Origin of the sequence: Streptomyces sp. NPDC016845, from assembly GCF_044332585.1 — a bacterium.
Lineage (GTDB): Bacteria > Actinomycetota > Actinomycetes > Streptomycetales > Streptomycetaceae > Streptomyces.
In genome coordinates, this window is record NZ_JBIRPI010000012.1 from 138,792 (window position 1) to 151,231 (window position 12,440).

Consider the following 12,440-nt stretch of genomic DNA (forward strand, 5'->3'; position numbering starts at 1 on the left):
CTACCGGCCGGTTGTGGAAAACCCGGCCACCCGTACGTACTGTTCGCGCACCTCTCGGTACCGCAGCAGCTCGGCCGCCACGGGGTCCAGGACCCGGGCCCGGCCGCAGGCCGCGGCGGCGTCCCGCAGGCGCCGCTCCGCCTCCTGGCCGTGTCGGCGCGCAGGGCCCCTGGCCGCCAGCCGGCAGGCCCATTCGACGCACGGGCCGCCGACGATCCCGACAAGCACCATCAGCGCGGGCGCCCACCAGTTCGACGGCAGCGCGCCGGTCGCCCGGGTCACCAGCCACACCGCGCCGAGGACCTGAAGCGCCGTCATCGCCGCCTGGGTGAACACGGCGAGGGGCCACCACCCGGGCCGCGGCGGTTTCCCCGCGCCGCCGTTCGACGTGCCCAGGGCCTGCCTCCCGCCGTCCAGGGCCGCGTCGCTCTCCGCCGTGATCTCGTCCAGCGCCTCGGGCAGCCCGCTCGCGCCCCGCGCCGCGGCCTCCCGTACGGCCTGCCCCCACGCGCTGGGCAGTCCGGACGCGGCGGCCTCGCCGACCACGCGCACGGCGTGCTCGACGCGCTGGCGCGCCGTGACCTGCTCCTCGTCGCCGGGCCCGGCAGAGGCGGGAACGGCCGAGGTGAGGGTGCGCTGCGCCTCGTACCAGCGCCAGAGCCGGAGCCAGGGGGTTCCGCAGGCCCGGTTGGCCGAGCGCGACCAGGCGCGTTCGGCGGCCTGCCCCGCGGCGGCCGCGCCCACCGCGTCGGCGAGCCGGTCGGCGAACTCCTCGCGGGCCTCCTCGCTCAGCCCGGTCTGCCGCCCGGCGCCGTACACCGGCCGCAGGTTCTCGGCGGCGGCGTCGACGTCGGCGGCGATGCGGCGGGCGGCGGCCTGCCGTTCGGCGGTGAACCGGCCGAGCGCGTGGCGCAGTTCGCCGACCCCGTCGCCGCTCAGGGCCGACAGGGGCAGCACGGTGGCGCCGAGTTCGCCGTGCTCGCCGAGTGCGACGCCGTCCTCGTCGAGCAGGCGCCGCAGGTCGTCGAGGACCTGGTCGGCGGCGTCCCCGGGGAGCCGGTCGATCTGGTTGAGGACGACGAACATGACCTCGGCGTGCCCGGCCATGGGCCGCAGGTACCGCTCATGGAGCATGGCGTCCGCGTACTTCTCCGGGTCGACGACCCAGATGACGGCGTCCACCAGGGCGAGCACCCGGTCCACCTGCTCGCGGTGGGCGGGCGCCGCGGAGTCGTGATCGGGCAGGTCCACGAGGACGAGCCCGTCCAGGGGCGCCTCGTCGCACTGCCGTTGCAGGGGGCGCCGCCGGGAGCGGCCCGGGATGCCGAGCCGGTCGAGCAGCCCGGCCGCCCCGTCCGTCCAGCTGCAGGCGATCGGCGCCGAGGTGGTCGGGCGGCGCAGTCCCGTCTCCGAGAGGGGCACCCCGGCGAGGGCGTTGAACAGCGTCGACTTGCCGCTTCCGGTCGCCCCCGCGACGGCGACGACGGTGTGCCGCGCGGAGAGCCGCCGCCGGGCGGCCGCCTCGTCGAGTACGTGTCCGGCCTCGGCCAGCGTCTTCCCGTCGAGCCGTGTGCGCGACAGGCCGACGAGTTCGCGCAGGGCGTCGAGCCGCTGCGTGAGGTCCTGGTGCAGCTGCCGGTCGGTCAGCGCGTCGGGGCGCGGGGTGAGGCGCGGCGCGGGAGGCGCGGCGGGAAGCGGGGCGGGGGCCGTTGTGGGCGGCATGGTGCGGTGCCCTCCGTACGTTCCTGGTGACGTTTCCGGTGCTTGGGCGGGCAGTCCGGCGGCGCGGCGTGCGATGAGGCCGTCGTCCCAGGGGGCGGCGCGCTCGCCCGGTTCGGAGAAGTTCGCGTCCTCCTCGCGTGTGGGGCGTTCGGCTCGGGCGGCGTGCTCGGAGTGGTCCGCGCAACGGTCCTCGCGGCCCGTGTCGCTGGGGCGGCGGCCCGTGTCATCGGGGCGGTGGTCGGTGTCGTCGGGGTGGTGGCCCGTGTCCTCGGTGTGATCCGTGACGGCGGTCATAGCCCTCCTCACCTCTCCTTCTGCAGCAGCGACAAGGCCGCGATCAGGGCGGCCTGGGGTTCGGGTCCGACGCCGAGGGCGTCCACGGGCGCGAGGCGGCGGTCGCGTTCCGCGTCGAGGACGGTGTCCAGGTACTCGTCGAGCAGCCGTCCGCCGCGGTCGCGCAGGCGCAGGGCGCTCTGCGCCCCGATCCGCTCGGCGAGGGTCTCGCCCGCGGCCCTGGCCCGCCCTCCGCCGAGCAGGGCGGCGGCGACGAGGGCGGCGACGATCTCGGGGTCGGGCGGCGACGCGCCTTGCGCCTCACCGGCGGCCCGTACCTCGTCCTCGGCGTACTCCTCGAGGACACGCCGCCAACGCCGTACGGCCATCCCGATCCGGTGCTCGGCGCTGTGCGGTTCCGGGGCGCGGGCGGCCAGTTCCGGGGCGCTGCCGGCCGGTTCCCGTCGCCATGCCTCGTCGATGTGCTCGTCGGCGGCGGTCACCGCGCAGAGCAGGAGCGCGCCGAGGCTCTCCACAAGGGCGTCGAGCAATTCACCCGCCGAACAGTCCAGCGGATAGCTCTGCCACCGCTTGAGGGCGTCCCCGGTCAGCACGGCGCCCCCCTCCAACCTGGCGCCCACGCGCGCGTGCTCGCTGTCGTACGCGTCCTCGACGGCGGCGGTGAGCCGGACCGCGGCGGAGTACTGGGCGGCGACCGCCCCGGCCAGCTCCGGCATCCGGGCGCGCAGCGAGTCGAGCACGCCGCGTGCGGTGCGGGTCATGACGCGGGTACGGGCGTCGCGGTCCTGGGCGCGGTGGGCGAGCCAGGCCCGGAGCGGCGCGACGGCGGTGGACGGCAGCAGACCGCCGTTGCCCGTCGACTCGGGCAGCTCGGGCACGGTGAACCGGGGCAGGTCGCCGAGCCCGGCCTTGGAGAGCAGGGCGCCGTACTGCCGCGACACCTCGGCGAGGACCTGGTGCGGTACGCGGTCGAGCACGGTGACCAGGGAGGCGTCGTGCTCCTTCGCGGTACGCAGCAGGTGCCAGGGCACGGCGTCGGCGTACCGGGACGCGGTGGTCACCATGACCCACACGTCCGCGGCGCTGATCAGCCGGGCGGCCAGCGACCGGTTCTCGGCGACGAGCGAGTCGACGTCCGGCGCGTCCAGGAGCGCGAGCCCGCGCGGCAGCGCGTCCGCGGTCTCGATGCGCAGCGCCCGTTCCTCGTCCTCCAGGAGGGGCGTGAGCGGGTCGTCCTCGTCGCCTTCGGCCTCGTCGGTCTCGGCGTCCGCCTGGCGGGGCACCCACACGCGCGTGAGGTCGGGCAGGACGCGCATCCCGGCGAACCAGTGGTGGTCGTCGGGGTGGCAGACGAGGACGGGCGTACGCGTCGTCGGCCGCAGCACCCCCGCCTCGCTCACCACACGCCCGACGAGCGAGTTCACCAGGGTGGACTTGCCGGCCCCGGTGGAGCCGCCCACCACGGCGAGCAGCGGCGCTTCGGGGGCGCGCAGGCGGGGCACCAGATAGTCGTCGAGCTGTGCGAGCAACTCGTCGCGGTTGGCACGCGCGCGTGGAGCCCCCGCGAGCGGGAGCGGAAACCGTGCGGCGGCGACACGGTCGCGCAGCGCGGTAAGTGCGTCGAGCAGCTGAGGCCGTACGTCCAAGGTCACCACATGCGAAGAATGCCCAATTTTGGTGGCTTTCTGAAGCATATGACCACCCCTGCGCGCCGACAAGACACCCTTCGGCAGGCACGGGACCCCGAACAAGGTGTCCGATACGGCACAGGAAGCACACAGCGGGACGGAAGGGGAGGCAGGGGGCGCAGGCATAACGAGTGCACAACACCCGGGGCGTGAGACGCCAAAAGCGCTGCAGGATTCGTACCTGCCTGCGATTATCGGGATCGCTTCACTGAACCTCCACATCGTGGCGCGGAGGCGAAGCAACAAGGACCGGGAGTCGGGAGCCCTATCCTTGTCCCCGGCAAGGTCACGGATCACCCACCCCCTCATCCGTCCAAGCCACCGGCCACACACCGGCCCCCGTAGCTCAGTGGATAGAGCAGGCGCCTTCTAAGCGCTTGGCCGCAGGTTCGAGTCCTGCCGGGGGCGCAAACAGCCTCTCACCTGCGAAGACACGTGAGGGGCTCCTTCATGTCCGGATGGACATCGCTCCATGAGCAAGCGCCTTCGACTGGTTCGCGTACGTGGGCACAGACAGACCCCGCGACACGGCAACACCCCTCCGTCAACGACTCCACACCCGAGACGCGATGTAGCACCAGGTAGCACACCTCTGCTACCGTGGGCAGCATGACAGCGCAGCCGGAGATCACTCAGCGCGATCTGCGCACCCGCTCCAAAGAGATCATGGACGCCGTCCAGGGGGGACAGGCGTTCACCGTCACACGCGACGGACACCGTCTCGGCGAGCTGATACCGCTCCGACGCCGTCGCCGGTTCGTTCCCCGTGCCGAGTTCGCGGCCATGTCACGTACCGCTCCGGACATCTCGCCGGACACCTTCCGCGACGACCAGGACGCCGCCGTCGAGCAGGAGCTGGACGACCCGTATGCCCGTTGAGCACGAGCAGGGACTGCTCGACACCAACATCATGATCCTGCGCAAGTGGATCGACGCCGCCGAGTTGCCCGCCGAGATGGCCATCAGCGCCATCACCCTGGCGGAACTCTCCGCAGGCCCTCACCAGGTACGCGGCAGCCATGAGCAGAGCGCCTACGACGAACACGCCGAGCGGGCCCGCCGCATGGACGTCCTACAGCGCGCCGAGAACGAATTCGACCCCATCCCCTTCGACGTGGAGGCCGCCCGTATCTACGGCAGAATCTGCGCCGCCGTCGTCTCCGCGGGGCGCAGGCCACGTCGCCGTGTGGCCGACCTGATGATCGCCGCCATCGCGGCCGCCGAGGAACTCCCCCTCTTCACCACCAACCCCGACGACTTCAAGGGCCTCGACGACTTGATCACCATCGTGCCCGTAACTCGGCCCAAGATCCCGCACGACCTGTAGCCGCACACCTGGCAGAGGGCCGCGGCAGGACCCCGTGGCGACTCATCCCCTTGTTGCTCTCCCCGGAACCCGGCGCCGCGCTTGGCCGGTCTGGGTGGGATCGTCGCCGCGGCTTGAGGAATCAGTCGATCGGAGCATTCGCGTCGGTGCCCGCCAGGAAGGTTCGCCGGGTTGGTGAATTTTCTGCTCGGAAGAGCGACGAGGTAGCACCTGAGCAGCCCTTCTAAGCGCTTGGCCGCAGGTTCGAGTCCTGCCGGGGGCGCCGCCAACTGGCTCCGCTTCGGCGGGGCCTTTTCGCTGTCCCGACGGCTTGCTGACTCGTCGGCTCGCTGACCCGCCGGCTCACTGTCCCGCGCGGGGGTCCGGACATGACGAAGCCCCGGGTGGTCACCGGGGCTGTCTGCGCGTGGTGCGCTGGCGTCAGAGTTTGTCCATGTGGGTATAGGGGCTGCTGATGCGGGCCTGGCGGGAGCCGAAGTCGACGAGCATCGCGACGCCGTTCTCGACGCCGATGATCCTTCCCAGGCCGTACCGGTCGTGCGTGACGCGGTCCCCGAGGTCGAAGTGCTTGGGGGGAGCGGCGGACGGAGCGTTGAAGGGGCTTGTCGGCAGGTGGCGCCGCGGCGCGGAGGGCTTCGTCATCGTGCTGCCAGTATGCGCCCCCTGAGCCGTGAAATGTCAGGTCGTAAGAAACCAGTAAGGCAACGAAACGTGCCCCGACCGGGTCGGCTCCTCGACACAGCCCGGATCCGCGCGGGCAAGATGGGGCACCGGCGTGCGTGGGCCGCCGGCCCGGAAGCAGGGGGAAAGCATGACTGCGCAGGCACCACAGGGCACCTTCGAACCCGGCGGCTTCGGCGCCGTCGACCAGGAGCTCGTCGAGGCCGCCGCCCATGTCGCACGCGCCCACAGCCGTGGCGAGACCCACACCGTGGCCTCCGCCGCCCGTGCGCGCGACGGCCGGATCATCACCGGCATGAACGCGTACCACTTCACGGGCGGGCCCTGCGCCGAGCTCGTCGTCATCGGCTCGGCGGCCGCCCAGGGCGCGTACGAACTGGACACCATCGTCGCCGTCGGGGACCGCGAGCGGGGCCTCCTCCCGCCGTGCGGACGCTGCCGCCAGGCCCTCCTCGACTACTTTCCGGATATCCGGGTCATCGTGGGCGATGCGGACGGGCAGGCGCGGGCCGTCCCGATCGGCGAGCTGCTTCCCTTCACGTACGTATGGGCCGATCATCAGCTGGAGGAGTGACCGATCACCGCAGTTCCGGTCGGATGATCCGGAGCCGGAACGGAGTCACGCACCGTACAGCTCCTCGATCTCCCGTTCGTACGCCGCCATGACCGCCTGGCGTTTGATCTTCAGGGATGGGGTCAGCAGCCCGTTGTCCTCCGTGAACTCGCCTTCGACCAGCGAGAACTTGCGGATGGACTCGGCGCGTGAGACGGCCTCGTTGGCGAAGTCGACGGCCTTCTGCACGGCCGCGATCATGCGCGGGTCGCGGATGACCTCAGACATCGGGGTGTCGGCGGGCAGTTCGCGCACGCTCAGCCAGTGGGCGACGGACTCCGGTTCGAGGGTGACGAGGGCGGCGACGTAGGAGCGGTTGTCGCCGACGACGATGCACTGACCGACCGGCGAACGGCTGCGCAGGCGGTCCTCCAGGACGGCGGGCGAGACGTTCTTGCCGCCGCTGGTGACCAGGATGTCCTTCTTGCGGCCGGTGATGGTGAGGTAGCCGTCGTCGTCGAGGGCGCCGAGGTCGCCGGTGCGGAACCAGCCGTCCGGGGCGAGCGCTTCCGCGGTCGCCGCGGTGTTCTGCCAGTACGAGCCGAACACGATGGCGCCCTTGACCAGCACTTCTCCGTCGTCCGCGATACGGATCGTGGTGCCGGGGACCGGCAGGCCGACGGTGCCGGGGCGGGGCCGCAGCGGCGGGGTGATGGTAGCCGCGGCTGTCGTCTCGGTCAGGCCGTAGCCCTCGTAGATGACGATTCCGGCGGTGTAGAAGAACAGGTTGAGGCCGCGGTCGAGGGGGGAGCCGCCGCTGATCGCGTAGCGCAGGCGGCCGCCCAGCTCCTTGCGTACGCGACGGTAGACGAGGAGGTCGTAGAGGCCGGTGGCGAGCGTGAGGCCGAGGCCGGGACCGCGCTGCCTCCCGGCTCCCTCCAGCCCCGCCGCTCCCTCCAGCCCCGCCGCTCCTTCCGGCTCAGCCGCTCCTTGCGGCCCCGCCAGGAATTTCGCCAGGCTGCGCTCGCCGAACCTCACCGCGATCCGGTCGGCCCGGTCGAAGGACGCGCCGCGTCCGATCTTCTCCGCCGTGGCCCGCCCGGTGTCGTGGATCTTCTCGAACAGGTACGGGACGCCGACCACGAACGTCGGCCGGAACGACCGCAGCTCCGGGCGCAGTTCGTCCGGCTTGATGCTGGCGCAGTGGCCGAGTTCGATACGGGCGAGCAGGCACGCGATCTGGATGGTGCGGCCCAGGATGTGGGCGAGGGGGAGGAAGAGAAGGGTCGAGGCGGTCTGGCCGGTGATGGCCTTGAAGATGGGGTGCAGCAGTTCGACGGTGTTGGCGGCCTCCGCGTAGAGGTTGCCGTGCGTGAGGACGCAGCCCTTGGGGCGGCCGGTGGTGCCGGAGGTGTAGCAGACCGTGGCGATGGTGTCGGGGGTGAGGGCGGCTCGGCGCTTGGTGACCTCGTCGTCCGGTATCTCCCGTCCGAGCGCGGCGAGTTCGGCCATCGCGCCGCCGTTCGCCGCTTCGGCGGCCGGTGTGGGCGCGGGCGCGGGGGTGAGCTGCCAGACGCGGGGCCGGTCGGCGTCGGGGAGTGCGGCCAGTCCGGCCTCGGCGGCGACCGCGTTCTCCGGGGTCTCGACGATCAAGAGCCGGGCGCCCGAGTCCCGCACGATCCATTCGATCTGCTCGGGCGAGGAGGTCGCGTAGATCGGGACGGTCTGCCCGCCGGCCGCCCAGATCGCGAAGTCGAGCACCTCCCACTCGTAGCGGGTGCGGGACATCAGGGCGACGCGGCCGCCCGGTTCGAGTCCGGCGGACATCAGGCCCTTGGCGGCGGCCGTGACTTCGCGGGCGAACTCAGCCGCGGTGACCGGCCGCCACTCCCCTGTCCCCGCCACCTTGCGGCGTACGACGACGCTGTCCGGCGCTTCGGCCGCGTTCACGAACGGGATGTCGGCGGGCGTCGAGCCGTCCGACGGCAGCGTGGCGAGGGGCGCTACGCGGGCCTCGCGGACGACGCCCCGTTCGTCCCTGGTCAGTACGGGCCTCGCGCGGTCGGCCAGGTCGCCGCGCTTCCTGGCCCGTTTCAGATCCTTGCGTACGCCCATGACGGCTCCCGGTCGCGCGGCGGCTGGCGGTCGGTACAGATACAGGTGCAGGTGCGGTGCTGAGCAGGTCCCGAGTTCTACTTACTCACGAGTCAACTTACTCATGCGTAAGTAAAAATCAATGGGTCGTACCGAGATCACCGGGCTCACGCTTCCGGCAGCCACGCCCCGCCGTCGAGGACGTCCCGCATGCCCACCCACACCATGTTCATCAGCCGCAGCGCCATGCCGTCGGACCCCTGGCCGGGGTTGCGCTCCATCCAGTCGGTGAGCGAGTCGGCGGCGCCGACCAGCGCGTGCGCCACGAAATCGGCGTCCTCGGCGCCCAGCCGCCCGCCCTGGCCGCTGTCCGAGATGCCGTCCCTGACCAGGCCCGCGACCTCCGCCATGACCGCGCGCCGCGCCTCCGCGACCGCCCCGGCGATCGTCTCGGTCAGCTCGGACGCCTGCCGGTGCAGGACGACCCAGCTGTCACGGTGTTCGGCGACGAAGGCGAAGAACGCCGACAGACCCGCGTACAGGCGCAGTTCGGGCGCGGCGCCCGCGCCCCGCGCCGCCTCCTGGAACGCGACGACCAGCCGGTCGGCCTCGCGGCGCAGGCAGGCCAGGAAGAGGCCCTCCTTGGACTCCAGGTAGAGGTAGACCATCGGCTTGGAGATCCCGGCGAGTTCGGCGATCTCGTCGACGGACGCGGCGTGGTAGCCGCGCTTGGCGAAGACCCGTACCGCCACGTCGATGATCTGCTGCTCGCGCACCTGGCGCGGCACACGCTTGCGTCGCGCCGCCGTGCGCCCTTGAGCCGCTCCCGAAGTCCCCGTCACCCTTGTCAGCCTACCTACGTAGCCGTAACCTTACCAATTAGTAATCTTACCCAGCAGTAAGAACGAGGAGAGTTCGATGAGCGGTGCCGACGACATCGCGGCCCTCGACTTCGCGAGCGTCACGCCCGAGGAGTTCGCGCGGCTCGTGAAAGGCCTGTCCAGCAAGGAGATCAACGAGATCGCGCAGGACAGCGCCTTGCGCGCCCGCGTCCTGAAGGAGGTCTTCGGACGCATGGAACGGCAGTTCAAGCCCGAGGTCGCCGGGTCGCTCGACGCGCTCATCCGCTGGAAGGTCACCGGCCAGGGCGACGTGCCCGACGCGGTCTACGAGACGAAGATCGGCGACGGTACGTGCACGGTCACCGAGGGCCGCTCGGACGCGGAGCCGCGCACCACGCTGATCATGGCCGACGCCGACTTCCTCAAGCTCGTGTCCGGCAACTCCTCGCCCGTCACCATGTTCATGCTCCGCAAGGTGAAGATCGCGGGCGATGTCGCGCTCGCGGCGGGCCTGACCCGCTACTTCGACATACCGAAGGCATAGGGGCGGCGACGACATCATGGCTTTCTCTCTGGAACTGGACCAGGACCAGCGCGATCTGCGCGACTGGGTGCACGGCTTCGCCGTCGACGTGGTGCGGCCCGCCGCCGCCGAGTGGGACGAGCGCGAGGAGACGCCCTGGCCCGTGATCCGGGAGGCCGCGAAGATCGGCCTCTACGGGTTCGAGTCCCTGGCCGAACTCTTCGGCGACCCGAGCGGCATCTCGCTCCAGATCGCCAACGAAGAACTCTTCTGGGGCGACGCGGGCATCGGCATGGCACTGTTCGGCACCTCTCTCGCCGTCGCCGGGATCTTCTCGTCCGGCACCCCCGACCAACTGGCCGAATGGGTGCCGCAGTGCTTCGGCGACGCGGACGACCCGAAGGTCGCGGCGTTCTGCGTGTCGGAGCCGCAGGCCGGTTCGGACGTCGCGGCGATGCGGACGCGGGCCCGCTACGACGAGGCGAAGGACGAGTGGGTGATCAGCGGCCAGAAGGCCTGGATCACCAACGGCGGCATCGCGAACGTCCACGTGGTCGTCGCCTCCGTCGAACCCGAACTCGGTTCGCGCGGGCAGGCGGCTTTCATCGTGCCGCCCGGCACGCCCGGCCTCGAAGGCGCCAAGAAGATACGGAAGCTGGGGCTGCGGGCGTCACACACCGCGGACGTCTTCCTCGACGACGTCCGGGTCCCCGGGCACTGTCTGCTCGGCGGGAAGGAGAAGCTCGACGCGCGTCTCGCGCGGGCCCGCGAAGGTTCCAAGGGTGCGGGCGGGCGGAGCCAGGCCGCGATGTCGACCTTCGAGGTCAGCCGGCCCACCGTCGGCGCCCAAGCGCTCGGGATCGCGCGCGCCGCGTACGAGTACGCCCTCGAGTACGCCGGTGACCGGGAGGCGTTCGGCCGCCCGATCATCGAGAACCAGGCGATCGCGTTCGCCCTCGCGGACCTCCGTACGGAGATCGAGGCGTGCCGGCTGCTGATCTGGCAGGCGTCCTGGATGGCCCGCAACGACAAGGTCTTCGACGCCGGTCAGGGCTCCATGTCCAAGCTCCGGGCCGGTGAACTCGCCGTCGCGGCCAGCGAGAAGGCGATCCAGGTGCTCGGCGGCGCCGGGTACAGCAGGGAGCACCCCGTCGAGCGGATGTACCGGGACGCGAAGATCTACACCATCTTCGAGGGGACGAGCGAGATCCAGCGGCTCGTCATCGCGCGCGCGATCTCGGGGCGCCAGATCCGCTAGCCGGGCGGCCCGTTCCCGTCCCGCAGTTCGAACGTGCACCACACCTGTTTCTCGTCGAACCCCGTCCGGTGCCATCCCCAGCGCCGGGCCAGCGTCGCCACGAGGTGCAGGCCCCGACCGCCCTCGCTCAGCAAGTTGACGCCGCAGGACGGCAGCCGCGGCTGCCGTCCCGGTGCGTGGTCCGTCACCAGCACGCGCAGGTACGGCGGGACGTATACGCGCGGCGTCGCCAGGATCAGTTCGAGCCCGGCCAGTCCCCCGCCGTGCCGCACCGCGTTCGTACACAGCTCCGCCACCGCCAGCTCCACCGTGTCCGCCAACTCGGGCAGCCCCCAGTGCGTTCTGACCCAGGTGCGGGTGCGGTGGCGGGCCTGGGCCACAGGGCGATCCCGGTCGAGCGTTGAGGCGTCCCAGCCGATTCGGGTGGGGGTGGTGTCGTCCATCGTTCACCTCGGGTGAGAGTGGGCCGTGGAGTGGCCGGTGTCACGCACCATAGCGCCATCGCTACAACCCGTGAGAGTCCATTCACTCGAACTGGTTGCACATCTGGATTCGATGGACGGCACCTCTCCTGCTCGGCACACTGAGCGCAACAAGGAGGACTTATGCCACCGCGTCTCGCACCCACCGTCAGTCAACGCCGGTTCGGCACCGAGCTACGGCGCCTGCGCGAGGCCGCCGGAATGACCGCGCCACGCGCCGCCGAACTGCTCGGTACGGACCGGACGTCGATCTCCAACATCGAGTCGGGCCGGTTCCCGGCCAGCGAGGAACGGGTGCGGCGCCTGGCGAGCATCTACGAGTGCGACGACAGCGCGCTGATCGACGCACTGGCCTCCATGACCGGCGGGCGTCGGCGCGGGTGGTGGGACGAGTACCGGGACAAGATCCCGCCGGACTTTCTGGACGTGGCGGAACTGGAGGCGCACGCGACCCAGTTGCGGACCTTGCAGACCGCCCACATCCCGGGGCTCTTCCAGACCGAGGAGCACGCCCGTGCCCTGTTCGATCTGTTCGTACCCGCGCTCTCCCGCCTGGAGGTGGAACTGCGGATCGCTCACCGGCGTGCCCGCAGCGCGGTGATCGCGGGCGACGCCCCCATCCCGTACACGGGACTTGTCCATGAGGCGGCGCTGCGCATGCGCGTCGGAGGCGACCAGGTGGCTCGGGCGCAGCTCGAACACCTCCTCGCGGAGAGCGAGCGCCCCAATGTGCGGCTGCTCGTGATCCCGCTCACCACCAGCGGATTCCCCATGGCCGGTGACACGTTGATGTACATCTCCGCCGCCAGCCCTCACCTCGACACGGTGCAGGTGGACTCGCCCGTCGGGACCGTCTTCCTCGACTCCAGTACCCAGCTGGTCAACTTCCGGCGACGACTGGACTTGGTCGAACAGGTGGCGTTGAATCCGAAGAGGTCGAGGGACGTCATCCTCGGCATCGTCAAGGATCTATGAG

The 12,440-nt window shown here is 71.2% G+C and carries 12 protein-coding genes and 1 tRNA gene; 7 read left to right on the forward strand and 6 right to left on the reverse strand.

The window, feature by feature from the left end; translation table 11 throughout:
- Positions 1–2,016: a GTPase gene (locus ACH4RC_RS26375; RefSeq protein ID WP_398205356.1), complete on the reverse strand. Its 2,016-nt coding sequence runs from the start codon at positions 2,014–2,016 to the stop codon at positions 1–3.
- An 8-nt stretch (positions 2,017–2,024) separates the two neighbouring features.
- Positions 2,025–3,671, reverse strand: coding sequence for a dynamin family protein (locus tag ACH4RC_RS26380; RefSeq protein WP_398205357.1), 1,647 nt, complete (start codon positions 3,669–3,671; stop codon positions 2,025–2,027).
- 368 nt (positions 3,672–4,039) lie between these two features.
- On the opposite strand from ACH4RC_RS26380, the gene ACH4RC_RS26385 reads away from it, so the two are divergent.
- The 3 genes from ACH4RC_RS26385 (at position 4,040) to ACH4RC_RS26395 (ending at position 5,031) form a co-directional block, all read left to right on the forward strand.
- Positions 4,040–4,112 (forward strand) — tRNA-Arg (locus tag ACH4RC_RS26385).
- A 201-nt stretch (positions 4,113–4,313) separates the two neighbouring features.
- The gene (locus ACH4RC_RS26390; protein ID WP_398205358.1) at positions 4,314–4,583 is read left to right on the forward strand and encodes a type II toxin-antitoxin system Phd/YefM family antitoxin; all 270 of its coding nucleotides are present in this window, start codon (positions 4,314–4,316) and stop codon (positions 4,581–4,583) included.
- Positions 4,573–5,031 (forward strand): type II toxin-antitoxin system VapC family toxin, encoded by a 459-nt coding sequence (locus ACH4RC_RS26395; RefSeq protein WP_398205360.1) that lies wholly within the window; start codon positions 4,573–4,575, stop codon positions 5,029–5,031. The genes ACH4RC_RS26390 and ACH4RC_RS26395 overlap by 11 nt, the downstream gene beginning before the upstream one ends.
- Positions 5,032–5,451: 420 nt before the next feature.
- On the opposite strand, the gene ACH4RC_RS26400 is transcribed toward ACH4RC_RS26395, so the two are convergent.
- Entirely contained in the window at positions 5,452–5,673 is a 222-nt protein-coding gene (locus ACH4RC_RS26400) for a hypothetical protein (protein ID WP_356494882.1), read from the reverse strand.
- A gap of 169 nt (positions 5,674–5,842) precedes the next feature.
- Here ACH4RC_RS26400 and ACH4RC_RS26405 point away from each other — a divergent pair, with 169 nt between their 5' ends.
- On the forward strand, positions 5,843–6,286 hold the full coding sequence (locus tag ACH4RC_RS26405; protein WP_398205362.1) for a cytidine deaminase family protein: 444 nt from the start codon (positions 5,843–5,845) through the stop codon (positions 6,284–6,286).
- A gap of 45 nt (positions 6,287–6,331) precedes the next feature.
- On the opposite strand, the gene ACH4RC_RS26410 is transcribed toward ACH4RC_RS26405, so the two are convergent.
- Positions 6,332–8,380, reverse strand: a complete 2,049-nt coding sequence (locus ACH4RC_RS26410; protein ID WP_398205363.1) for an AMP-dependent synthetase/ligase — start codon at positions 8,378–8,380, stop codon at positions 6,332–6,334.
- Between the two features lie 146 nt (positions 8,381–8,526).
- Positions 8,527–9,201, reverse strand: coding sequence for a TetR/AcrR family transcriptional regulator (locus tag ACH4RC_RS26415; RefSeq protein WP_398205364.1), 675 nt, complete (start codon positions 9,199–9,201; stop codon positions 8,527–8,529).
- Between the two features lie 76 nt (positions 9,202–9,277).
- Between ACH4RC_RS26415 and ACH4RC_RS26420 the strand changes: the two genes are divergently transcribed.
- Entirely contained in the window at positions 9,278–9,745 is a 468-nt protein-coding gene (locus ACH4RC_RS26420; RefSeq protein ID WP_398205365.1) for an SCP2 sterol-binding domain-containing protein, read from the forward strand.
- A 13-nt stretch (positions 9,746–9,758) separates the two neighbouring features.
- Entirely contained in the window at positions 9,759–10,982 is a 1,224-nt protein-coding gene (locus ACH4RC_RS26425; RefSeq protein ID WP_398205461.1) for an acyl-CoA dehydrogenase family protein, read from the forward strand.
- On the opposite strand, the gene ACH4RC_RS26430 is transcribed toward ACH4RC_RS26425, so the two are convergent.
- The gene (locus ACH4RC_RS26430) at positions 10,979–11,425 is read right to left on the reverse strand and encodes an ATP-binding protein (RefSeq protein ID WP_398205366.1); all 447 of its coding nucleotides are present in this window, start codon (positions 11,423–11,425) and stop codon (positions 10,979–10,981) included. The genes ACH4RC_RS26425 and ACH4RC_RS26430 overlap by 4 nt on opposite strands.
- 162 nt (positions 11,426–11,587) lie before the next feature.
- Between ACH4RC_RS26430 and ACH4RC_RS26435 the strand changes: the two genes are divergently transcribed.
- Positions 11,588–12,439, forward strand: a complete 852-nt coding sequence (locus tag ACH4RC_RS26435) for a helix-turn-helix domain-containing protein (protein ID WP_398205367.1) — start codon at positions 11,588–11,590, stop codon at positions 12,437–12,439.
- Position 12,440 lies beyond the last annotated feature (1 nt).

What these genes read in the sequence shown, in the direction of transcription:
- ACH4RC_RS26375 (WP_398205356.1), bottom strand. Translation starts at nt 2,016, where the DNA reads ATGACCGCCGTCACGGATCACACCGAGGACACGGGCCACCACCCCGAC.
- ACH4RC_RS26390 (WP_398205358.1), top strand. Translation starts at nt 4,314, where the DNA reads ATGACAGCGCAGCCGGAGATCACTCAGCGCGATCTGCGCACCCGCTCC.
- ACH4RC_RS26395 (WP_398205360.1), top strand. Translation starts at nt 4,573, where the DNA reads ATGCCCGTTGAGCACGAGCAGGGACTGCTCGACACCAACATCATGATC.
- ACH4RC_RS26400 (WP_356494882.1), bottom strand. Translation starts at nt 5,673, where the DNA reads ATGACGAAGCCCTCCGCGCCGCGGCGCCACCTGCCGACAAGCCCCTTC.
- ACH4RC_RS26405 (WP_398205362.1), top strand. Translation starts at nt 5,843, where the DNA reads ATGACTGCGCAGGCACCACAGGGCACCTTCGAACCCGGCGGCTTCGGC.
- ACH4RC_RS26410 (WP_398205363.1), bottom strand. Translation starts at nt 8,380, where the DNA reads ATGGGCGTACGCAAGGATCTGAAACGGGCCAGGAAGCGCGGCGACCTG.
- ACH4RC_RS26420 (WP_398205365.1), top strand. Translation starts at nt 9,278, where the DNA reads ATGAGCGGTGCCGACGACATCGCGGCCCTCGACTTCGCGAGCGTCACG.
- ACH4RC_RS26430 (WP_398205366.1), bottom strand. Translation starts at nt 11,425, where the DNA reads ATGGACGACACCACCCCCACCCGAATCGGCTGGGACGCCTCAACGCTC.
- ACH4RC_RS26435 (WP_398205367.1), top strand. Translation starts at nt 11,588, where the DNA reads ATGCCACCGCGTCTCGCACCCACCGTCAGTCAACGCCGGTTCGGCACC.